This is a genomic window from Fibrobacter sp. UBA4309 (genome assembly GCF_002395745.1).
Taxonomy (GTDB): Bacteria; Fibrobacterota; Fibrobacteria; order Fibrobacterales; family Fibrobacteraceae; genus Fibrobacter.
In genome coordinates, this window is sequence record NZ_DGUN01000056.1 from 1 (window position 1) to 22,209 (window position 22,209).

Consider the following 22,209-nt stretch of genomic DNA (forward strand, 5'->3'; position numbering starts at 1 on the left):
TGTCCGCCATCCGCATGGAACCGGTCTGCGAATTCTTCGACCGCCGCAAGGCCCTCAAGCTTCTCTCTGCGGGCTCCGTGGTTATCTTCTCCGCCGGTACGGGCAACCCGTTCTTCACCACGGACAGCTGCGCCGCCCTCCGCGCCATCGAAAGCGAATGCGACGTGATCATGAAGGCCACCAAGGTCGACGGCATCTACACCGCGGACCCGGTCAAGGACCCCACCGCCACCCGCTTTGACGACATCAGCTACAAAGAAGTCATTTCCCGCGGCCTCAAGGTCATGGACACCGCAGCCGTCGCCCTCTGCATGGAAAACAACATGCCCATCTTCGTGTTCAAGATGGAAAAAGGCAATTTGACCCGCGCGGCCATCGAAGGCGACCTCGGTACGCTGGTGCATTGCTAGGGATTTTTACTTATATTTATTTCATTCCTAACCACTGTTTACTAACCACTAACCACTGTTTACAACCTATGTCCGAATATACCGACAAAATGGAAAAGGCCATCGAGGCCACCGAACGTGAATTCTCCAAGATCCGCGCTGGCCAGGCCAGCCCCGCGATCCTCAACGACGTCCGTGTCGACTACTACGGCACTCCGACTCCGATTTCGCAGGTGGCGAAGATTTCCGTGCCCGAACCGCGCATGCTTCTCGTGAGCCCGTGGGAAAAGACCATGGTCGATCCGATCGAGAAGGCCATTCTTGCCGCGAACATCGGTGTGACCCCGATGAAGGACGGCAACTGCATCCGCGTGACGCTCCCCATCCTTACGTCTGAACGCCGCCAGGAACTTGCCAAGGTTGCCCGCAAGCACGCCGAAGAAGGCCGCGTGGCAATCCGCAACATCCGCCGCGATGCGAACGACGCCATCAAGAAGAACAAGGACCTGCCCGAAGACGAAGTCAAGAAGCAGCAGGACGAAATCCAGAAGGCGACGGACAAGTATATTGCGCAGATCGACGCTATCCTCGCCGAAAAGGAAGCGGACCTCCTCAAGGTGTAGTCCGGGGCTTGCGTGGCAAATCAGCTTAGACATGTCGCCATCATCATGGATGGCAACGGGCGCTGGGCCCGCAGTCGCGGGCTTGAGCGTTTCCTCGGGCACCGCAAGGGTACGCAGGCGACCATCGACGCGGTGGAAGTCGGCGTGAACCTGGGCCTCGAGCACATGACGCTCTACGTGTTCAGTTCCGAGAACTGGGGCAGACCCAGCAAGGAAGTGGATTACCTGATGAACCTCCTCATCGAGATGGTGGTGAAGGAAATCCCCGACCTCATGGAGAAGAACGTAAAGCTCAAGGTCATCGGGAACATGGAGCGCCTGCCCGAAAAACCCCGCGCATCCCTGCAGTCCGCCATCGACAAGACGGCGAACAATACGGGCATGCAGCTGAACCTCGCCATCTCGTACGGCGGCAGGCTCGAAATCGTGGATGCGGCGAAGTCCATCGCAGCGCAGGTTGCTGCGGGCACGCTCAAGATAGACGAGATCGACGAAAACGTTTTTGCAAGGAACCTGTACTTGAAGGGGGCGCCCGACCCGGATCTGGTTATCCGTACGGGTGGCGAGTTCAGGCTCTCGAACTACCTGCTTTGGCAGGCTGCCTATAGCGAATTCTACGTGACGGACACGCTGTGGCCCGATTTCACCAAGGAAGAATTCCTGAAGGCTGTTGAATTTTTCAAAACCCGCGAAAGAAGGTTTGGGAAGGTATTGCATGAGTAACTTGGCTCAACGATTGATTACGGCGTTTGTCGCCATTCCAGTCGTTTTCTTTTTGCTGTGGTTCTGCGACTACAGCCGCATCGGCCTGATGTGCTTCTTGGCTGGCGTTGGCGCCTGGGAATGGGCGGGCATGGCCTCCAAAATGTACAAGGGACCCGACACACGCTACCTCTCCTTTGCCTCTTCGCTTGCGCTGACCCTCGCATGGGCGCTTTCGAAGGGCGGCTATTTTGGTTTGCCTGCCGTGCCCTATGTTGTGGGCATGACGTTCCTCGTGATTTTTGCAATCTACATCGCTGTCGCTTATGCGAAGGTCGAAATCGACCACCTGTTCCCGTGGCTCGTGATGCAGCTCGGCGCTCCGCTCTACATAGGGCTCTGGGGCGGCATGAACGTGATGATGATGGGCAACGGCCAGGGCTTTGAACATTGCTATGCGTTTATCCTGGTGATGACATCCATGTGGCTCTGCGACACGGTGGCGTACTTCTTCGGGAAGTTCGCTGCCGGCAAGGGACCTTTCGGTCGTCATCCGTTCGCTCCGAGTATCAGCCCCAAGAAGACTTGGGAAGGCAGTATCGCGGGCTCCGTCGCGACGGTGGCGTGGGTGGCATACTGGGTCATGTGCAGTTCGGCGCTCTCTTCTTTCAACGTGCAGTTCAATTGGGCGATTGCCATTGCAATCGGCGTGATGCTCACGGTCGCGGGCCAGGCAGGCGACCTGCTGATGAGCGCCCTCAAGCGCTGGAGCGGCACGAAGGATTCGGGCAACCTGTTCGTGGGGCACGGTGGCGTGCTTGACCGCTGCGATTCGTTCTACCTCGCAGCCCCTGCTCTCTACCTGTTCATGGACTTTTTCAAGAATATCGCATAAAGGTTAGGAAATCTATGAAAATCAAGTTTGTTGTCGGGGCACTCGCGTTGGCGATGACCTTCGGTCTTGTCGCCTGCAGCGACGAAGCGTCCGATAATCCGGTAGAAGCCGTCAAGACTCAGCCCAAGAACGAGGTGGAACCGGGTTGCAACTTCAAGAAAGAAGACAACGTCTGGAAATACAGCGCGACGACTTGGAATTTTATCGAAATCTATACGTGGGTCGATGAAACTTCGGTCCGTTACGAAGAATACATGAATTCTTATCACATGGAAGAATTGGACACGACGTTCACGGACGTGAATCGCGACGAAAAGTTCGAAGAAGTCATGGATGATTGCCTGGGCTATTGGCCTGAGGATTAATCGAAGGATTTAAAATGAAAAACGTGGTTTTGCTCGGTGCGACTGGTTCTATCGGCACGTCCAGTGTCGACGTGATCCTGCAACATTCCGATATCTTTAATCTTTATGCGGTTGCCGCGAACAGCAGCGTGGCGAAAGTCGCCGAAATCGTGCGCAAGTTCAAGGTGGAACGCGTGTGCATGTTCGATTCGAACGCCGCGAAGGAATTGGAGAAGGAACTCGGCATCAAGGTGCTTGCCGGCATGGAAGGCCTGTGCGAACTCGCTGCCGACCCCAAGGCCGACATCATCATCAACGCCCTGATGGGTGCGGTGGGCTGCCTCCCGACTATAACTGCGATTGAACATGGCAAGCACGTGGCGCTCGCCAACAAGGAGACGATGGTCATGGCGGGCCCGGTCATCTGGGACAAGCTCGCCGAGAATCCGAAGTCCTTTATTACGCCTATCGATTCCGAACACAGCGCCATTTTCCAGTGCCTCTCCGGCCGCCCCGAAAAGGAAGTGGAGTTCCTCGAAATTACGGCGTCCGGCGGTCCGTTCCGCGAATGGCCCGTCGAAAAGTTTGAAAGCATCACGGTCGCCGATGCGCTCAACCATCCGGTGTGGAGCATGGGCAAGAAGATTACCATCGACTCTGCGTCCATGATGAACAAGGGGCTCGAAGTGCTCGAGGCGCATTTCCTGTTCCACATCCCGTACGAGCAGATCAAGGTGGTTGTGCATCCGCAGTCCATGGTGCATTCGCTGGTGCAGTTCCGCGACGGCTCCCTCATGGCCCAGCTCGGCGCTCCCGACATGCGCATTCCTATCCAGGTGGCGCTCACGTGGCCCGACCGCCTGCCGCTCGAGACCAAGCGTCTCGACTTGCCGACGCTCGCGAAACTTACGTTCTTCGAGCCGGATTTCAACAAGTTCCGCTGCCTCGCCCTCGCGTTCGAGGCGGGCCGCCGTGGCGGTATCGTCCCCGCGATGATGAATGCCGCGAACGAAGTTCTCGTGGATCGATTCCTCAAGGGAAACCTCAAGTTCACCGACATCCCGAAGCACGTGGAAACCATCATGGCGGGCGCTCCCACCGTGACTGGCCACCTCACGCTCGACCAGGTGCTCGAAGCCGATGCCGAAGCCCGTAAGCTGACTGCGGCACTGATAAAGTAATTTTACAAAGACGGTTTCACAGAAATGGCCCTACTGCCCCAAAAAAGGCAGTAGGGTTGTTTTTGTATACAACGGGAGATGCGCCTTCTTGTTGTATAAGGCCTTTTTTTTGGGTAGATTTAGTTTATGCTCCCAAAAGGAGTCAAAAGGAGTTGGAAATGAAGAAAATGGTTATGGTGGCAGGCCTTCTCATGGCCGTGTCTGCGTTTGCCCAATTTGGCGGTTTCGGTGGGCCGCAGAGTGGCGGCAGTGTGCCGGATGCCGACAAGACAGCTGACGTGAACTACGTTGGCGATGGAAAAACCTACCATACGCTTGATATTTACATTCCCAAGGAAGCGAAGGAATCGTATCCGGTGGTTATCCACACGTACGGAAGCGCTTGGGCTATGAATGATTCCAAGGGCTCGGCAGACTTGAGTACCATCTGTGCCGCCTATGTCAAGGCGGGCTATGCTGTCGTGACCCCGAACCATCGTTCGGCAAGCGATGCCAAGTATCCGGCGCAGTTACATGACCTCAAGGCGGTTGTGCGGTTCCTGCGCGGCAATGCGGCCAAGTACAAAATCGATACGTCGTTTATCGCGATGTCCGGGTTCTCTTCGGGCGGCCACCTTTCGAGCCTTACGGCGACGACTTGCGGCTTGAAAGAAGGCAAGTCCGGTTCGGTGACAGTCGACCTCGTCGGCGACCTTGGCGACTTTGATGAATTCAGCAGTTGCATTGACGGCGCCGTGCTCTGGTCCCCTCCGACCAATATCTACACGATGAATCCCATCAACAACTTCATGGGAAGCGGCACCTACGAAGGAGCCTTCATCGGAGTGGAACGCGAAGGCAACAAGGACAAGTGGATGGTCGCGAGTTCGCCCTACTACGCAAGCGATGACGATCCTCCGGTAATCCTGTTCCACGGCACGTCCGACAACATCGTGAATATCGAACAGAGCCAGGAACTCTACGATTCCCTCAAGAACCACAACGTGGTAACGGAATTTGTCAAGGTGTCGGGCGGTACCCATGGCGGCGACAAGATGTACGCGAAAGAGAACTTGGACAAGGCGGTTGAATTCCTGAATAAGGCCCGCGAGGCCAAGGCCGCTGCGGTCGTTGTTCCGCCGGATACGAGCGCACAGGACACCTCCGTTGTTACCCCGCCTGATACGAGCGGGCAGGACACATCGAAAACGGCACTTCCCGTATTGCGCTCGATGGCGTCGGGACCGGTGTCGTATAAGGTGTTCGCGCTTGACGGAACCCTCGTGATGAAGTCTTCCTCGCTCGACCTCTCGCGCTTGGATCCGGGCGTCTACTATGTAGTCGCAACGTCCAGGTCCGGCGCCCGCCACACATTCCGCTTCGCGAAACGCTAGGAATGTGACCGGGATTACACGGACTGCGTACACTTGATACGGATATTTCTGTATTACATTCTCTAGCGGGCTGGAACAGGCATAATTTCCTTATATTCTCTCTTGAGCGTGTGAATGCCTGCACGTCTTTTCGAGAGAGGATGATTTGGATAGATTTGCTTCCGTGTTTTTCGTAGCATCCGCGGCGCTTTATGTACAGGGTGTCCTTGCTGCGAATGCCTATATAAACCAGGTTGGTTTCCGTCCGGCGGATTCTAAGGAATTCGCGCTTGTCGGGGGGAACGGCGATGTTGAAATTGTGAATACTTCCGGCCAGACGGCGCTCAAGGTGACTCCGAAAGCGGCCTCGTTTTGGGATGCCAGCGGCCAGAATGTACAGCTCGTTGATTTCTCGGAACTCAAGGCTCCCGGGACTTACTCTATCAAGGTGGGCGGGAATGTCCTCCGCAGCGACCTCGTAGTAAAAGAAGAACCTTTCAAGGATGTTTTCAAGGCGGCCGCCAAGTGGTTCTATTACCAGCGTGCATCGATGGCGCTGGAATCCAGTTATGCGGGGCAGTGGAGCCGAGCGGCGGGCCATACGAACGCGACGGTCGAACTGCACAATTCTGCGGGCTCGGGTACCGTCAATTCGACCAAGGGCTGGTATGATGCCGGCGACTACGGCCGTTACATCGTGAACTCGGGTATTACCACCTATACGCTCCTCTCGCTGTATGAACATTTCCCGGAATATTTCAAGACGCTCAAGTGGAATATCCCGGCCGACAATGGCCTGCCGGACCTGCTTGCCGAAATCAAGTGGAATCTGGACTGGATGCTCACCATGCAGGCAAGCGACGGCGCTGTTTACCACAAGCTCACTTCCCTGGGGTTCCCGGGCGACGTGATGCCAGCTCAGGACAATTCCAAGCTTTACGTTATCGGTAAGAGCGCCGAGGCGGCTTTTGATTTTGCCGGCGTGATGGCTGTGGCCTCGCGCGTGTACAAGCCCTTCGACGCAAACTATGCGGGCAAGTGCCTGGAGGCCGCCAAGAAGGCGTATTCCTGGGGCTCCAACAACATGAACGTGCATTTTGCTGCGAACCCGTCCGACGTGTCGACTGGTGCCTACGAAGGCGACAACGCGACGGATGAAAAGCTCTTCGCGGGTACGGAACTTGCGATTGCCACAGGTGACGGCTCCTACAAGCAGTCGGGCACCACGGAGTATATCTCCTACTGGGGCGATGTCGCGGGCTTGGCCACGTACGAAAAGGCGACGCACCCGACTGTTTTTGGCGGCGATGCGAACGAAGCAAAGCAGAAAATTCTGGGTACCGCCGATAATTTTGTTGCCCGCTCGCAGAAAGGTTTCGGCGTCGTGATGGCGAAGGATGATTTCGTTTGGGGTTCGAACGCGGTAGCGTCCAATCAGGGCGTGTGGCTGTTGCACGCCTACTACCTCACCGGCGAAGAAAAGTACTATACCGCCGCGCTCAAGGTGCTCGATTACCTGCTCGGCAAGAATCCGCTCGATATGTCGTTCGTGACGGGATACGGTGCGAAATCCCCGATGCACCCGCATCACCGCCCGAGTACTTCGGATGGAGTGACGGCCCCGATTCCGGGAATGCTCGTGGGTGGTCCGCAGCCCGGTGGCGAAGACATCGGTTCCGCTGCGGAATGGAAGTGTGCCGATTACCGCACTGGCCAGGCGGCTACCGCTTACACCGACCAGCAGTGCAGTTACGCGACGAACGAGGTGGCCATCAACTGGAACGCCCCCCTCGCTTACCTTGCAGGAGCACTTGAAGCCTTGAATGCCGGACACGCTCCTGAATTTGCCGCAAACGGCGTGGCGAGGAACTCCGGAACCCAGGTGTCGAGTTCTTCGGAGGCTCCCTCGAGTTCCTCTTCTGCGGTGGTTTCGAGTTCCGGTTCGGTCGGCCCGAATTCCAGCAGCTCGCAATGGACCTTGTCTATCCGCAAGAATTCGGGCTCGGTCAATTTGCGCATGACGGAGAGCCCAACGAGATTCCGCCTGGAAGATTACAGGCTTTATGTAGAAAGAAACGGTAAACGGTACGGTGCGAAGGGCAACCGTTTGCGTTAAGGCAAGTTTGGTGTGTGCCAGGGTCGGCGGAATTTTTCCGTCGGCCCTTCTTTTTTCTAAATTGGGGATACGATGGAAACGTTGTTTTCGAATGTGTTGATGTTCGTGCTGGGACTTCTCGGTCTCAGTTTCTTGGTGACGATTCACGAACTCGGCCACTTCATGGTGGCCAAGTGGAACAACGTGAAGATAAACACCTTCAGCATCGGTTTCGGCAAAAAGCTTTTGAAAATTCGCCACGGGGAAACCGAATATTGCATTTCTGCAATTCCCTTTGGCGGTTACGTGGCGATGGCGGGCGAGAATCCCGATACGATCGAAGAAGGCCAGGTGCCGGACGAACGCGATTTTGTGGGCAAGTCGGTGGGGGCGCGTGCGGCGATAGCATTTGCCGGGCCGTTCATCAACATAGTCTTTGCCTTTGTGCTTTTGATGTTGCTGTACATGATCGGTGTGCAGGAGCCGGCGACCAACGACCTTATCATCGGATTCGTGGCAAAGGATTCCCCGGCGGCTACGGCGGGGATTGTGCCCGGCGATACCATTGTCGGCATTAACGGCAAGGCGACGCAGGGATGGGACGATTTCCGTGAACAGATCGGCGTGAGCCTCGGTGCAGAGGTTCCGCTGATAGTCCACCGTGGCGGCGAACCGGTTACGGTGACAGTCGTTCCTGAAGAACTGGTTGTGCCTGCTATGGATTCTTCCGGCTCTGAAATCAAGATGGGCATCGGTGACATTGGTATATATCCGCGTAACCGCGTGATGGTCCGCCTTCCGCCTGTCGAGGGCTCTGCGGCCGAGAAGGCGGGCATTCTCCAGAACGATACGATTTTTGAAATCAACGGCGAACACATTTCCCGCTACGAAGACGTGGTGCGCATCATTGACGGCAGCAAGGGCGAGCCCGTGGACATTACGGTCATCCGCGCAGGCGATACGCTGACCAAGACGTTGGCGCCAGTGTACAACGAGGAACACAAGCGCTACATGGTCGGAATCCAGATGGGTTACGTGCTGTTCCGTGAAACGAAGATTGTTCGTCGCGGTCCTGTCGATGCCTTTGTGAAGACTTGTGCGACCAGCTGGAAAATGACGACGAGCATTTTCCGCTATTTCAAGCGCATGTTCCAGGGACAGGTCAAGGTAGATGCTTTTTCCGGCCCCGTCACAATTGTAGCCGTCATGGGTAACGTGTGGATGAGCGGTTTCCAGGATTTCCTGATGCTCCTCGCACTCATCAGCATTAACTTGGGCGTAATGAACTTGTTGCCGCTGGCGATTACCGATGGCGGCCTGTTGATGTTCCTGGGCCTAGAGAAGTTGCGCGGAAAGCCCCTGTCTATCAAGACTCAGGGCATTATCCAGAATGTCGCGGCTGCATTCTTCATCAGTTTCTTCGTGTTCATCACGATTCTCGATTTCGGGAAGCTGTCGCTGTTCCTGAAATAAAAAATTAAGGGACTGCGTCGCAGTCCCTATCGCCAATACGAAAGCAAGCTTTCGTGCTGGATTCGCCTTTTGGATTAGTCGTGGGACTTGCTTTGCAAGTCCACAACTCGTCGCCTCGGTCATGGAAAAATGCGAGCATTTTTCCGCGACGCTCGGCTCCTAGTCGTTAATCATCCTTTCGTAGAACTTGCGGTACATGTCCTTCTCGTCGGTCTTGCGGACGGCGATGGCGTCTTGCGGGTGACGGTTGAGCATGCCCGTAATCATCTGCGGAATGATGTAGCCCCATTCGTACTTGCTGTGCAGCGGCAGGAACAGTTCCTGGATGGCGTCGAGAACCGGACGCAGGTCGTACTTCGGGTTCTTGAGGAAGCTGAGCAAAAGTTCGGTGGTGCAGTTGCCCGCGCCGCGGCCCATGCCCGACACGGAACCGTCAAGGTAGTCCACGTGGTTGATGATGGCCTGGATCGTGTTGCTGAAGGCGAGCTGCTGGTTGTTGTGGCCGTGGAAGCCGAACTTCTTGCCCTTCACGATTCCCTTGTAGCGGGCGAGTTCCTTGTCGATGTCTTCCTGGTAGAACGCGCCGAAGCTGTCGACGAGGTAGAGCACGTCGGCCTTGCATTCTTCCTGCACCTGGTGGAGCGCTTCGTCGAGTTCCGGACCGCGGTCGCGGCTCACGGCCATGATGTTGAGCGTCGTCTCGTAGCCCATGTCGTGGAAGGCATTCACCATGCTGATGCCCTTGTCGATGTTCTTGACGTAGCTTGCCACGCGGAACATCTGGTAGGGGCTTTCGGAGGCGGGCTTCACGGCGTCCATGTTCACGCGGCCCACGTCGGCCATCACGGCCATCTTCATCTTGGAATCGATGCCGTCCTTCACTTTCCACAGGAGGTCGTCGTCGCAGAATTTCCACGGGCCGTATTCCTTGGGGTCAAAAAGCTCGGGGGAGTTCTTGTAGCCCATTTCCATGTAGTCGATGCCGGCTGCGGTGAGGAGGGTGTAGAGGCGGCGGACGAATTCCAGGGAGAAGTCGTGCTTGTTGACGAGGCCGCCGTCGCGGATGGTGCAGTCGAGGACTTTGATGCTTTCGTAGTACATGATATTATAAGTGGTTAGTGGTTAGTAAACAGTGGTTAGGTTTTCTTTTGCTGACGGCGGTAAATGTAAATCTTTGCGGGTGGGCGGGCAACAAGAAAGTTGAGAATGGTGAAAAAATATATGCTATTAACGCAAATTTGGCGTTAAATATCCGAGAAATGCCTAAATTTGAGTAATTTTGCGTCATATTGTTTCGCGAATCGAGTAGAATCTTGGTCTGTGTGCAGCCTTGAAGGGGGTTCGCTCGGGCATTGAAATGGGGCTAGGCTGCCTGCCGAGGATGGGAGAAAACAACTTTCTTTTTAATATACGCAATATTTGCGTAGAATAAAATCACAAGAATCCGTTTCTTTCATTGCGTTTCGGACATCTTCGGCGACATTAATATAGATTTGGAGCATGAAAAACAAGTTAATTCTCGCCTCATCCCTGTTGGCCCTGGCCGTTGGCAGCGCCTGGTCCAATTCCTTCTTCTACTTTAACCAGGTCGGTTACGATGCCGGCAAGCCCATCAGCATCATCGTCAAGAGCGATAGCGAGCTCGAAGGCGCCGAATTCAAGCTGATGTCTAGCGGCAATGCCGTCCAGACGGGTAAGCTCTCGAAGGGTACCAATCCGGACAACTGGGTAAACAACGGCAAGTTCTATGTCGCGACTCTCGAAAGGGGCGTTGCCGCAGGTTCCTACACGCTGCAGGTCACCGAGAACGGACAGCCGGTAAACTCGGGCGAATTCAAGATTGCCGAAAATGCGCTTGCCACGGCGACGCTCGGGGCGGTGCTCGACTACTTCTACGACGACCGCGCGGTGAACTCGACCATCGTGGGGTGGGATTCGAAGCTTCCGGTGTACAAGTCTGACAAGAAACTCGACGTGCATGGCGGCTGGTACGATGCGAGCGGCGACGTGAGCAAGTACCTCTCCCATCTTTCTTACGCGAATTACCTGAACCCGCAGCAGATCCCGCTGACGGCATGGGTGCTTGCCCATACGGCGGAGCACATCCCGACACTGCTCGGCAAGACGACGACCAAGGCGAAGACAGCCGAAGAGGCCGCCTTCGGTGCGGACTTTTTGGTGCGCATGCTCGACGAGCAGGGCTTCTTCTACATGACGGTGTTCGATGTGTGGGGAAATCCCCTGGCCAGCCGAGAACTCTGCGCGTTCACTGGCGAAGACGGAAAGAAGACTACCGATTACCAGACGGCTTTCCGTGAAGGCGGTGGCATGGCGATTGCTGCGCTTGCCCGCGTCTCGATGCTCCGCGTGAATGGCGACTTTACATCGGAACAGTACCTGGACGCGGCCAAGAAGGCGTACGCCCATTTGTCCGAAAAGCAGAGCATCGGCGGAAACTGTGCCTACTGCGACGACGGCAAGGAAAACATCATCGACGACTACACGGCACTCCTTGCCGCCACGGAACTCTATGCGGCGACAGGCGAAGACAAGTATAAGACGGATGCGGACAAGCGCGCTGCAAGCCTCACGGGACGCCTGAGCACTGACGGCTACTTCTGGAGCGACGACGCCAAGACCCGTCCGTTCTGGCACGCGAGCGATGCCGGCCTCCCGCTCATCGCGCTCATCCGTTATGCTGAAGTCGAATTGAACCTCTGTACCGGAGGATGTAGCAGTACCGTGGATGTGAACGATGCCGTTAAAAAGCATTACAACTGGCTTTTGTCGATTACCAACAAGGTGGACAACCCGTTCGGTTATGCACGCCAGTCATTCCTTTGGAACGATTCGATTAAGGATGGGTTCTTCATTCCGCATGTCAACGAATCCAAATACTGGTGGCAGGGCGAGGATGCCCGCTTGGCGAGCCTTGCCGCGGCCGCCGTTTACGCCTTCAACGCATTGGACCAGGATGGCTTTGATGCCGTTGACAAGTATGCGACCGACCAGCTCGACTGGATTCTGGGCAAGAACCCCTATGCCACTTGTATGATGTACGGTTTCGGTACTAAAGTCCCCGCGAAGTATGACGGCCAGTCCGATTACGATGCGACTCTCAAGGGCGGCATCGCGAACGGCATTACCGGCAAGAATAGTGACGGTTCGGGCATCGCCTGGGACGATGACGGCGTTACTGCGGTGGGATTCCCCTATGATGAACCCTGGAACAACTGGCGCTGGGTTGAGCAGTGGCTCCCGCACAGCACCTGGTACCTGATGGCGCTTGCGACTCGTTACGACGAGAAAGATGTGTCGATTTTGCCGACGACGTCTGTCCCGCAGAAGAAGATCGCATCGGTCACGTCGATGGATGTGCGCCTGCAGGGCCGCGTACTCTCGATCGATGTGCCGGGCATGCGTGACGGCAAGTTCTCGGTCGTGGATGTGCACGGTGCGAAGGTTGCCGCGGGTGCACTCCATAACGGAGGCGTGACGGTGAACTTGGAATCCGTGAAGAGCGGTGTCTACATGGTCAAGGTCGCGGGCCTCGGTGCCAAGAGGATCGTAGTCCGCTAGAATCGTTAAAAAACAAAAAAAACGCTTAGAATCGAAACATAACACATTATTTAAACGTTTTTACACGGATTTATAGCCCTTTCCGTAAAGGAAAGGGTATATTAGTATAGAGGTTTTATAGATGGAAATGGGTTGTTTTCGATTTATGCCGCTCTTTTTGGGCATGTTCGGACTTATGTCCGTAAATACCTTTGCATATCCTTTGAATCCCCTGCCGACGACTGTTGTCAACGACGGAGATTCGCTTACGGTTCGTACCGTGGGTGATGAACATTACCGCTATACGCAGACCGAGGACGGGTTCCTCGTGGTCAGTGATTCCAATGGCGTGTACTACTATGCCGACGAGAATGGCGCCGCCTCGAAATTCAAGGCGAAGAATGCCGGGAAACGTTCCGCCGAGGCAAAGAAGTTCCTGAAGGGGCTTGACAGGCAGAAGGTTCGCCGCAAACACCGGGAGGGGCATCCGGACAGGTTCAAGCGCCCGGATTCGGGGGAACGGGCCAAGCGTGCGCCCTGGGTTCCTGCGGCGTCTTCATCGGCCTCGGATGTGTCTTCGGAAGCTGTATCGGATAACGCCCCGCTTGTACTCCGGCTTCCGCCGGCGAACGCCCATGCAAACGGAACCAACAGGTTCCCCGTCCTGCTCATCGAGGACAACAATACGCGGAATCTCGATTCTTCCAAGGTAAACGGGCTCCTGAACCAGGAAAACTATACCCAGAACAACTACACGGGTTCCGTGAGGGATTATTTTGTAGACCAGTCTTCGGGCAAGTTCGTGCCGGCTTACGACCTGTACTTTGTAAAGGTGAACGATTCCTTTTCCAATTACATCGGCAACGAGTACTCGTTGGTCAAGAAGGGTATAGAGACTTTGCTGAGCGAGTACCCCGATTTCGACGCAACACTCTATGACTCCGACAATGACGGCAACGTGGATGCCCTCTGCGTCCTTTTTGCCGGGGGAGAGGTCAAGTCCGGGGATAAGCATCTGGGCGGGTTCCAGTACGAATTGCGGTATAATGGAAACGGCTGGAGTGACGGCAGGGTGAATGCCGGCAAGAACAAGAAGTTCAACAGCTATTTCATCATCCAGCAGAAAGACTACCTGTTCCCGACTTTCGTTCACGAATTCAGCCATACGATGGGACTCAAGGACCATTATTGCGTGTACAGCGATGACTGCTATAATGATTTCAGGGGTACGCAATACCAGGCTCCAGGTGCGCATGCCTGGGACGTGATGGCGACCGGCATGTACAACAACGGCGGAATCACGCCGCCGAACTACAGCGCATTCGAAAGAAATTTTATGGGCTGGCTGAAATATGATTCGTTGGTCGTGTCGAACGGCGTTGTGGCCATTCCTCCGCTTGGAAAGAGCAACTTCGCATTCTGCATTTCTTTCAGCAAGGACGAATGGTATATCCTCGAAAATCGCCAGCTGAACAAATGGGATTCCAAGTTGCCGAATCACGGGATGCTTATCTGGCATATCGATTATAACAATGAAGCTTGGCAGAATGACGCGATGAACGACGACAAGACCCACCAGCGCATAGACGTTGTCGAGGCTGGCAACCTCAGGGTGACCAACTATGATGACGGATTCGTGAATTCCTGGAGCGGCGGCGGCAACCTGAAGGACGATCCGTATCCGGGCTCGCAGAAGGTGGTCGAGTACGGACCGTTTGTCTCATGGGGAGGAACCGCGAAGGAAATTCATCTGTATAGCATTACCGAAAAGAGCGAGAATGTCTGCTTCGCGATGCAGCAGGGCGTGCAGGTGACAGATTGCGAATTTGTCCAGAGCTCCAGTTCGTCTGAACCGGAAAGCTCGAGTTCCTCGGCGGTTCCGCCGTCGAGCAGCTCGCAGAAACGTTCCAGTTCGTCTGCCGTAATAGCCTCGAGCGAATCTGTCGTGAACAGCTCGTCTTCGTTCGTGAGAAGGAGCTCTTCTTCGGTTGTGCGGGAATCGTCTTCGTCGGTAATGAAACAGGGTTTCGCGGTGACAAAGAACTCCGGTTTCGGAATCGGGTTGGACGGGCATGTGCTGAATGTAAATGCCCCTGCGGGCGAGACAAGGCTTCGCCTGTTTGACGCCCAGGGCCATCTGTTGCTTGAACGTTCCGTTGTCGCTCCGCACGCAAGTGTCGATTTGGGCGCGTTTGCGGGCGGCGGCTTGATGGTGGTTCAACTCGTCAGCGACGGCAAGATGATGGGTGCTTGGCGGATTGCCGTAAGGTGATTCCTGTCAAACCGCATTTTTCCATAATTAGATATATTTCTATACCATGATGCGCTTGTTGTCACTGGTGTTTTTGGGAATGCTCTGTTTTTGGGCATGTTCCGGCGAATATGTAGCAGATATGTTTATGGAAGAAGACATGTCTTCGTCTGCGTATTCCTCTTCGGAAAATTCTTCGTCGGAAAATTCTTCGGCCTTGTCCTCGTCGATTTCCTCTTCGTCGGGAATGTTGTCTTCGGCAAAAGCTTCGTCGTCTTCCGTGCTTCTCGAGTCGCTCGGCTTGCCGCCTGCAGGCTTTTACAGCACGTTGACGCTTGACGAACCGCATGCGACGCAGGGTGGAATCGTCAGTTGCACCATGGATGGTTCAGAGCCGAAAGAAATTGCGGCGCCGGCGTCGTATGCGCAGGTGCTCCAGAAGAATACGGTTGTCCGCTGCTACGAGTTCCTGGATTCGAAAATCGTGGCGAAGCAGACCGAGACGTATTTCATCGGAGAAAATGTTTCCATGCCGGTAGTGGCGTTGTCCGTGCCGCCTGTATTTTTCAGCAACTATGTCGCCGCGTCGCCGTGCAAGCCGGATCCATGCAAGAGCGCCGCTTTCTGGGACGACGTGGAGTTCCCTGTGCACGTGGAATACTTTGCGGATGGGAGCGGCTCCAAGCAGAAGGCTTTCGAGATCGATGCAGGGATCTCGATTATGGGCGGCTGGAGCCGCAACCAGGTCAAAAAATCAGTCTCTGTCGTGATGCGCAAGGAGTATCAAGATGGCCGGCTCAAGTATCCGCTCTTCGAAACGCGTCCGGAAGCGAAAAAGTTCAAGGCGTTCATCTTGCGCAACAACGGCAACCGTTTCGTTAGCGATTATATCGAAGACCCGATGGCTGTAAGCCTGCTGGAAGGCACTACCGTGGACTACCAGCGTAGCCGCCAGGTGGTGGTTTTCTACAACGGTACGTATTACGGCATTCACGACATGCGCGAAAAGCTGAACGAGCATTTTGTGGAAACGAACTACGGCATCGATTCCAAGGAAGTCGATTTTATCAAGCATACGGACAAGACTATCAAGGTGGCGAACGGTTCTTCGGCTTCGTACGAAGAAATGCTCAATTTCGCCGCGGCTAGCGATTTTAGCGACCTTGCGGGAGATGCCCTGGAAAAGATTTCCAGGATGCTCGACCTGCAAAACTATGCCGATTATATGGCTGCGGAAATCTATTTCCATAACGGGGACTGGCCCAACAACAATGTGCGCGCCTGGCATACGGCGACGCAGCCCTGGCGTTTTGTCGCCTTTGATATCGACCATGGCTTTGACTGGACATGGAACGTGTCCGGTTTCTCGAGGCAGACGAACATGTTTGACTGGATTGCCGGTGGCGGCACCAGTAGCTGCAGGAACTCGACTAACGCGCTTTGCTTCCACAACCTGTTCGTGAAGCTCATACAGAGCCGCGTGTTCCAGAGGATTTTCATAAACCGCGCATGTGTCCTTTATTCACTGTATGTCAATTCGAACCAGGTCGCGGCCCATACCGACGCTATGGTTGCGACAATGCCCGTCAGCGATATTGCCAGGGACATCAACGTGTTCCCCCGTGACGATTACTGGTATAGCAACACGTGCGGAAATGGTTTTGAAACGGACGGATACTGCCTCAAGATATGGGCCTATTCACGCGATGCTGGCGTACGTGCCGAATTCCGCAAGAGGTTCGAGCTGGGCGAAGACGTGTCAGTGTCCGTCAATGCCCAAGGACCTGGCTATGTCGCCGTGGAAGGGGCGCGCTTGCCCGCAAATTATCAGGGAATGTTCTTTAAGGGCTACCCGATCGTGCTGACGGCGGAATCGTCCGGAGGCGTATTCGTCCAGTGGGAAGACGGCTCGACGGATAACCCGCGCGTTGTCATCCCGACAGGAAAAACTACCTATCAGGCAACATTCAAGTAAAGATTATTTCTTGGAATCCTCGTCGTCGAGAGTGGGAATGATCTTGTCGTCTTGACAGAGGTCTTCTTCGCGAATCTTGAAGGTGAAGTCCACGAGGTTGTTTTCGAACATCTTCTGGTAGGGCTTCTTGTTCTGCACGCTCTGCAGGGCGCAGGTGCAGTAGTTGATTCTCTGGACCAGCTTCGCTTCGTTTCCGGGGATGCCCTTCGCGAAAATGCATTCGTGCATGATGGCGTATTCCATCGGCCGGTCGTAACGGCCCTTGCACCTGTTTTTCAGGTCGGGCTGTGCGGCGATTTTTTCGATGACGCCTTCCGTCGGGACGTTGTTCATGACGCTGCTCGTGACGAACCCGCCGATGAAGAAGGCGATGCAGAAACCCGCCTTGATGAAAAAGCGGTTGCGGCGGCTAATCTTGTTGTAGCTGCGCTCTACGGCTTCGAACGCCTGGGTGGCGTGGAGCCTGACGTCGTCTAGATCGTTATTGGCCATTTGTCTCCCTCACGGTCCATATTTCAGGATAGGTGCGGAACTCGTTTGCGTAGTCCAGTCCGTAGCCTACGACAAATTCGTTCTCGATGGAAAAACCGACGAAGTCGGCCTGTATTTCGACGGCCCGGCGTGCGGGCTTGTCGAGAAGTACACATGTCTTGACCTTGTTCGGCCCGAGGTCGCGCAAGGCTGCCGTAATGCCGAGCATGGTGCGTCCGGAATCAAGAATGTCGTCGATGACGAGTACGTTCTTGCCCGTGATGTCGATAGATTCTAGTCCGGAAAGCTTTACGTTTCCGGAGGATTCCGTGCCGTTACCGTAGCTGGACGCCTTGATAAAGGCCACCTTCAGTTTCTGGCTGGCGATGCGCCGGCAGATATCTGCGGTAAGCATGAATCCGCCCGTAAGCGTCGAGACGATATAGTCGAAATCCTCCTTACGCAATTCCTTGGCGAGGCTGTCCAGGCGCTCTTCGATCTGTTGCCTGCCGATGAGGGGCTTTTCGGATAGTTTATACATTATCTACCTCGAAGTTCAGCCAGCCGAACATGGGCTTGAGGGCAGAAAGCTTGCCCTGCGGTTCTTTCAGGAATTCGGTATAGATGGCGAAGACGCGGTTTTCAAGCGACGTCTTGTCGATGCCGAGCTGGAGCCAGTCGGCAACGGTAATGAGGTCCGTGATGTACTTGACCGTAGCTTCGTCGTAGTTTTGGGAAACCGTGTCGATGAGCGCCTTCAGCTTCTTGAAGAACATCCTGCCGGTACCGCCGAAACTCGGCTTGGTTTCGAGGCGGTTGGCTTCGTTCATCAGGTCCTTGATTTCGGCGATGAGCTTGTCGTCGGTACCTTCCAAAAGCTTTAGGGCGTCGTGATGGATGCGGGCGTTGATTTCCAGCGAGAGGATCTTCCTCATGGTGTCCGGCAAGGTGTGGTCCGGATCGGCCAGGTTGTCGATGGAGATGCCGTGGTTGAGGGCGAAACTCGAGAACGACTCGGTGATTTCCGTGAGGTGCATTTGCGCCGTGAGCTGGTTGATGCGCTTGAGCGAATCGCTCATGAGGTCACGCATGCGCACCACGTATGCCGTGGGGTTGAGTGCCTGCAGTTCCGTGGTGCCCAGGTTCGGGTTCTCGACGAACTTGAGCCCGTTCTGTTCGTTTTCGCCGTCGGCAACGACCAGGTTGATGCGGCCGAGGGCGTCCGTGATGGCGAGAACCGTGGCAATGCGGCGCTCGTCGATGAACTTGTCGTAGTATTCCGTGCGCACGAGAGTCTGGCGCCGGCGCGAGGCGATCTTGGTGGCGGTAATCTTCTTGCTCTTTTCGTTGTCGCCTTCCAGGCCCAGGTGGAAAATGGCCGCCTGTTCCGCCATTTCCTTTACGATGACAGGAACCTGTTCTTCGGCGAAACGGGTAAAGACTTCGGCACCGTTCAGCTTGTGTTCGTTACTGGTAGCGCAGGCGAGCGTGCTGATGAATTCGCTTTTGAGGTGGTTGCCATAGGGCAGGAAGGGTTCCAGAAGTTCCATGGCACGCAATGCGTAGCGCATGTTCTGCACCGGTTCAAGCCCTTCGATATCGTTGAAGAACCAGCCGCAGCTCGTGTAGCTGAACAGGCAGAACTTCTGGATTTCGAGGAGACGGATGGCCTTGGCGCACATGTCGGCGTCGGTAGGGTCCTTTACCGTCCTGGCGAGGAAATCCTGGATGCGCGATTCGTCTTCGGGGGCGACCAGTGCCTGGACGTAGTTGTTGCGGGCGTCCCACGGATCTACGTCAGAAAGCTTTTCGAATTCGCGGACGAACACGTCGTCGGCGCGCTTTTTCAGGATGTTGAAGGCTTCGCGGAGCGGACCGCGCCATTTCTGGTTCCAGTTCGGGCCACCGCCGGTCGAACAGCCGCAGTCGCGGTACCAGCGGCCTACGCCGTGGGCACAGCTCCAGGCGCATCCTTCGCCGTGGAAGTTCTTGAGCAAAACCTCGTGCTGCGGGGGGAACTGTTCCAGGTACCATCCGTAGTTTACGGGAACCATGTCGTGGTCGGGGGCATAGCGGTTGTAGAGCCAGGCCGCGCACATATCGCCGAAGGGTTCGTGGTGGCCGTAGCTCTCGCCATCGGTACCGATGCTCACGAGCTGCGGTTCCTTGCGGTTCTTGTCCCAGGCGTCACGGATGCGTCCGCCGAAGGTATCGGCGTTACGCAACAGGTGTTCGAAACCTACCGCAGAAGAAAGCCACGGGTTGTAGAAGAATACGTCGAGATAACCATCGCAGACGAGGTTGCCGTCCTTGTCGCGTGGGTAGACGCGATAGGGGCGTGTCGTGTCAATGTCGGTGTTGGAACATCCTGTCCATTCCTCGTCGCCGAACTTGCGGAAACTGTCGGCCTGCGTGGGCGAAAGGATGGTAAACTTGATGCCCGCCTTGATGAGCTCTACGACGGTCTCGAAATTGATGGCGGTTTCGGCGAGCCACATCGCCTCGGGCATGCGTCCGAAATGGAACTTGAAGTCTTCGATACCCCAGCGGATTTGCGTACGCTTGTCCTGCTCACTTGCAAGCGGCATGATGATGTGGTTGTACACCTGGGCGATGGCGTTGCCGTGGCCGTTCAGCCGTTCCATGCTCCGCCTGTCGGCTTCCTGGATGCGGCGGTAGGTATCCGGCGTGTTTGTGCGGATCCATCCCATCAGGGTTGGACCCATGTTGAAACTCATGTACTCGTAGTTGTTTACGATATCTACGATGCGGCCGTGTTCGTTCAGGATACGGCTGGCGGCATTCGGACTGTAGCACTGGCTTGCAATACGGTCGTTCCAGTCATGGTTCGGGCGGGCGCTGGGCTGGTTTTCGATAACGCCAGTCCAGGGATTTTCGCGCGGCGGCTGGTAAAAATGACCGTGAATAGTAAAGTAGAGGGGGTGCTTCTTGTCCATACCCCAAAAGATAGAAAACTTTACTTCACGCGGATTTTCTGGGCGTAATTTGCGCCGCCTATCCTAGCGCGAACGACGTAGTTCCCGCTTGCGATTCCCTGCAGGTCGAACTGCGTGGAACCCTCGGGTACGTTGCCCTGGACAAGCATTGCGACCTTGTGTCCGAGCATGTCGAACAGCGCGATGCTTGCGGATGTACTGCCGCTCACGTTTATCTCGAGCGTGGTCCCGCTCAAGCGGATATTTAGTTTATCCGAAACGCCCGTGTGCCTTGCAACAGGAATTGCGGTCGGGGCGACAATGGCACCCTCGCTGCTGGTGTCGGCGACGACGTTGCCCCAGCCGGGCATGTCGTCAAGTGCAATGATGCGTTCGTCGTCGAGGTTCCTTTTCCACATGTCGGTAGGAGTCTTTTCGAGGAAGTTTCCGCTCCACGTCTGACTCCAGGTCATCCAGTAACTCCAATAGGCCTTGTCTTCGGCGATGCTGTCGATATCCGGAATAGCTCCGTTTTCGCTCAGGGCGATGAGTTTCTTGGTACCCACGTCGCTCACGATCTTATTGAAGTAGTTCGCGGCGGAATTGTGGTTGTTGAGCGGATCGTAGATATCGACCGCGACAATGTCCACGTATTCGTCACCCGGGTACCATTCCGCATTGAGAGCGCTGTAGTCGTAACCGAATTTCGGATCGGTATTGATGTTCCATACCCAGATGAGGTTTGTGAGTTTATTTGTATTCACCATGCGGTCGAACACGAGGCGGTAAAGTTGCACGTAGCACTCGGGGCTACCCACGCCCCACCAGAACCAGCCACCGCTGGCCTCGTGCAGGGGGCGCCACACGACGGCGATTCCCTTTTCTTCGAGTTCCTTGAAGTAGCCCGAGACAATGTCCACGTCGGCGACGATGTCCTTGTAAACCTGCGAAGTTGCGTCAATCTCCTTGCAGGTGGAATCCTTGAAGGCCTTCGTGTAGTTAAAGCAGGTGTTGTTGTCGGCCGTCTTCGTGACGCCTTCGGTGCAGCCCGCATTCCTGTAGCCTTCCTGCTGCGTGTAGAAAATCGTGTCTTCTCCGACTTTCCAGTGCCACGTGAATGTCGGGATGCCGCCCATTTCCCACAGTTGCTCGGTCATCACGAGGTTGTTCTCGGTATAGCCCCGGAACCAGCCTTCTTCGTGATGCCCGCCCGCGGCAAAGAGCATGTCGAACCCGCCCACGGCCGGGTAGTGCCCGCTGCGCTTGTAGAATTCGGCAATGTCGGTCTGGCCCTTCCACGAAACTTCTTCATCGCTGAACTTGCAGGAATCCGCCGGGGTGCATTCGCCCGCCTTCAAAAGTTTCATGTTTCCGTAGTCGTAGTTGAAGTTCTGGTCGCTAATCATCATGCCGCTCACCGTCTTCTTCATGAAGTTGTCGCGGAGGAATGTCTTGACCTTCTTGGCGCTTTCGCTCGCATTAGGCGTTACGGGCAGTGCGCTGATATTGAAAACGGGGTCGGGATGGCGTTCCACGGTTATGTAGTCCACGCCGATGGCACCGTTCCCTACGGTAATCGTGTTCTCGCCGGTACGCATCTTGGCGGATGCCGCCACCACGTAGCTAGAATCGCAGTTGCGCGGGGTAGTGAGCATCGAGCCCGCCTCGACACCGTTCACGAGAATCTTGGAGGTCGTCCAGTCGTACTGCTTGATGAGCACCTTGGTCGTGATGTCGTACATCGCGGTTTCATCGACCTTGATCGTGAAGGTGAATTCGGTCCCGGAGGATTTCGTCACGAACTTCGCTCCGGTGGAATCTGCCGAGACGTCGCCGGCATTTACGCCCGGTTGATCTTCGGCTTCGTAGACTGTGGGGGCGGCAAAAGCGGATACCGCCACGGAGAAAGCGGCCATTGCCGCGAAAGACCTGAATTCCATAAACACTCCATACATTTTATGCTT

17 protein-coding genes are annotated in these 22,209 nt (G+C 55.4%); 12 read left to right on the forward strand and 5 right to left on the reverse strand.

The window, feature by feature from the left end:
* The 9 genes from B3M32_RS08380 to rseP form a co-directional block, all read left to right on the forward strand.
* Positions 1 to 410: uridine monophosphate kinase (locus B3M32_RS08380; RefSeq protein WP_414655177.1), on the forward strand; the 410-nt coding region annotated here is incomplete at its 5' end.
* Between the two features lie 68 nt (positions 411 to 478).
* Positions 479 to 1,012, forward strand: coding sequence for a ribosome recycling factor (gene frr, locus B3M32_RS08385; protein ID WP_173342210.1), 534 nt, complete (start codon positions 479 to 481; stop codon positions 1,010 to 1,012).
* A 12-nt stretch (positions 1,013 to 1,024) separates the two neighbouring features.
* Complete coding sequence (locus tag B3M32_RS08390; protein WP_290745311.1) at positions 1,025 to 1,735, forward strand: isoprenyl transferase; 711 nt, start codon at positions 1,025 to 1,027, stop codon at positions 1,733 to 1,735.
* Positions 1,728 to 2,609: a phosphatidate cytidylyltransferase gene (locus B3M32_RS08395; RefSeq protein ID WP_290745314.1), complete on the forward strand. Its 882-nt coding sequence runs from the start codon at positions 1,728 to 1,730 to the stop codon at positions 2,607 to 2,609. The genes B3M32_RS08390 and B3M32_RS08395 overlap by 8 nt, the downstream gene beginning before the upstream one ends.
* A 14-nt stretch (positions 2,610 to 2,623) precedes the next feature.
* Complete coding sequence (locus B3M32_RS08400; protein ID WP_290745316.1) at positions 2,624 to 2,974, forward strand: hypothetical protein; 351 nt, start codon at positions 2,624 to 2,626, stop codon at positions 2,972 to 2,974.
* A gap of 14 nt (positions 2,975 to 2,988) precedes the next feature.
* The gene (locus B3M32_RS08405) at positions 2,989 to 4,134 is read left to right on the forward strand and encodes a 1-deoxy-D-xylulose-5-phosphate reductoisomerase (protein ID WP_290745319.1); all 1,146 of its coding nucleotides are present in this window, start codon (positions 2,989 to 2,991) and stop codon (positions 4,132 to 4,134) included.
* 158 nt (positions 4,135 to 4,292) lie between these two features.
* Complete coding sequence (locus tag B3M32_RS08410) at positions 4,293 to 5,507, forward strand: alpha/beta hydrolase fold domain-containing protein (protein WP_290745322.1); 1,215 nt, start codon at positions 4,293 to 4,295, stop codon at positions 5,505 to 5,507.
* A 163-nt stretch (positions 5,508 to 5,670) separates the two neighbouring features.
* Positions 5,671 to 7,602 (forward strand): glycoside hydrolase family 9 protein, encoded by a 1,932-nt coding sequence (locus B3M32_RS08415; RefSeq protein WP_290745325.1) that lies wholly within the window; start codon positions 5,671 to 5,673, stop codon positions 7,600 to 7,602.
* A 72-nt stretch (positions 7,603 to 7,674) separates the two neighbouring features.
* Complete coding sequence (gene rseP / locus B3M32_RS08420) at positions 7,675 to 9,054, forward strand: RIP metalloprotease RseP (protein WP_290745328.1); 1,380 nt, start codon at positions 7,675 to 7,677, stop codon at positions 9,052 to 9,054.
* 159 nt (positions 9,055 to 9,213) lie between these two features.
* On the opposite strand, the gene B3M32_RS08425 is transcribed toward rseP, so the two are convergent.
* Positions 9,214 to 10,155, reverse strand: coding sequence for an aldolase catalytic domain-containing protein (locus tag B3M32_RS08425; RefSeq protein ID WP_290745332.1), 942 nt, complete (start codon positions 10,153 to 10,155; stop codon positions 9,214 to 9,216).
* A 399-nt stretch (positions 10,156 to 10,554) separates the two neighbouring features.
* Between B3M32_RS08425 and B3M32_RS08430 the strand changes: the two genes are divergently transcribed.
* From B3M32_RS08430 to B3M32_RS08440, 3 genes are all read left to right on the forward strand, one after another.
* Positions 10,555 to 12,633 carry a glycoside hydrolase family 9 protein gene (locus B3M32_RS08430; protein WP_290745335.1) on the forward strand — a complete coding sequence of 693 codons (2,079 nt, stop codon included), beginning with the start codon at positions 10,555 to 10,557 and terminating at the stop codon, positions 12,631 to 12,633.
* A 202-nt stretch (positions 12,634 to 12,835) separates the two neighbouring features.
* On the forward strand, positions 12,836 to 14,884 hold the full coding sequence (locus B3M32_RS08435) for a hypothetical protein (protein WP_290745338.1): 2,049 nt from the start codon (positions 12,836 to 12,838) through the stop codon (positions 14,882 to 14,884).
* A 46-nt stretch (positions 14,885 to 14,930) separates the two neighbouring features.
* On the forward strand, positions 14,931 to 16,838 hold the full coding sequence (locus B3M32_RS08440; RefSeq protein ID WP_290745341.1) for a CotH kinase family protein: 1,908 nt from the start codon (positions 14,931 to 14,933) through the stop codon (positions 16,836 to 16,838).
* Positions 16,839 to 16,841: 3 nt separating this feature from the next.
* Here the strand turns inward: B3M32_RS08440 and B3M32_RS08445 are convergent, their stop codons facing one another.
* The 4 genes from B3M32_RS08445 to B3M32_RS08460 are packed head-to-tail and all read right to left on the reverse strand — an operon-like array spanning position 16,842 to position 22,185.
* Complete coding sequence (locus B3M32_RS08445; protein WP_290745344.1) at positions 16,842 to 17,330, reverse strand: hypothetical protein; 489 nt, start codon at positions 17,328 to 17,330, stop codon at positions 16,842 to 16,844.
* Positions 17,320 to 17,850: a hypoxanthine phosphoribosyltransferase gene (gene hpt, locus B3M32_RS08450; RefSeq protein ID WP_290745347.1), complete on the reverse strand. Its 531-nt coding sequence runs from the start codon at positions 17,848 to 17,850 to the stop codon at positions 17,320 to 17,322. Before hpt ends, B3M32_RS08445 begins: the two co-directional genes overlap by 11 nt.
* On the reverse strand, positions 17,843 to 20,266 hold the full coding sequence (locus tag B3M32_RS08455; RefSeq protein ID WP_290745350.1) for a DUF3536 domain-containing protein: 2,424 nt from the start codon (positions 20,264 to 20,266) through the stop codon (positions 17,843 to 17,845). Before B3M32_RS08455 ends, hpt begins: the two co-directional genes overlap by 8 nt.
* A 20-nt stretch (positions 20,267 to 20,286) precedes the next feature.
* Positions 20,287 to 22,185 carry a glycosyl hydrolase gene (locus B3M32_RS08460; RefSeq protein WP_290745353.1) on the reverse strand — a complete coding sequence of 633 codons (1,899 nt, stop codon included), beginning with the start codon at positions 22,183 to 22,185 and terminating at the stop codon, positions 20,287 to 20,289.
* Between the last annotated feature and the right edge of the window lie 24 nt (positions 22,186 to 22,209).

Excerpts from the sequence above, each read along its gene's own strand:
- frr (WP_173342210.1), top strand. The coding sequence starts at position 479 with ATGTCCGAATATACCGACAAAATGGAAAAGGCCATCGAGGCCACCGAA.
- B3M32_RS08395 (WP_290745314.1), top strand. The coding sequence starts at position 1,728 with ATGAGTAACTTGGCTCAACGATTGATTACGGCGTTTGTCGCCATTCCA.
- B3M32_RS08400 (WP_290745316.1), top strand. The coding sequence starts at position 2,624 with ATGAAAATCAAGTTTGTTGTCGGGGCACTCGCGTTGGCGATGACCTTC.
- B3M32_RS08405 (WP_290745319.1), top strand. The coding sequence starts at position 2,989 with ATGAAAAACGTGGTTTTGCTCGGTGCGACTGGTTCTATCGGCACGTCC.
- B3M32_RS08410 (WP_290745322.1), top strand. The coding sequence starts at position 4,293 with ATGAAGAAAATGGTTATGGTGGCAGGCCTTCTCATGGCCGTGTCTGCG.
- rseP (WP_290745328.1), top strand. The coding sequence starts at position 7,675 with ATGGAAACGTTGTTTTCGAATGTGTTGATGTTCGTGCTGGGACTTCTC.
- B3M32_RS08425 (WP_290745332.1), bottom strand. The coding sequence starts at position 10,155 with ATGTACTACGAAAGCATCAAAGTCCTCGACTGCACCATCCGCGACGGC.
- B3M32_RS08430 (WP_290745335.1), top strand. The coding sequence starts at position 10,555 with ATGAAAAACAAGTTAATTCTCGCCTCATCCCTGTTGGCCCTGGCCGTT.
- B3M32_RS08440 (WP_290745341.1), top strand. The coding sequence starts at position 14,931 with ATGATGCGCTTGTTGTCACTGGTGTTTTTGGGAATGCTCTGTTTTTGG.
- B3M32_RS08445 (WP_290745344.1), bottom strand. The coding sequence starts at position 17,330 with ATGGCCAATAACGATCTAGACGACGTCAGGCTCCACGCCACCCAGGCG.
- hpt (WP_290745347.1), bottom strand. The coding sequence starts at position 17,850 with ATGTATAAACTATCCGAAAAGCCCCTCATCGGCAGGCAACAGATCGAA.
- B3M32_RS08455 (WP_290745350.1), bottom strand. The coding sequence starts at position 20,266 with ATGGACAAGAAGCACCCCCTCTACTTTACTATTCACGGTCATTTTTAC.
- B3M32_RS08460 (WP_290745353.1), bottom strand. The coding sequence starts at position 22,185 with ATGGAATTCAGGTCTTTCGCGGCAATGGCCGCTTTCTCCGTGGCGGTA.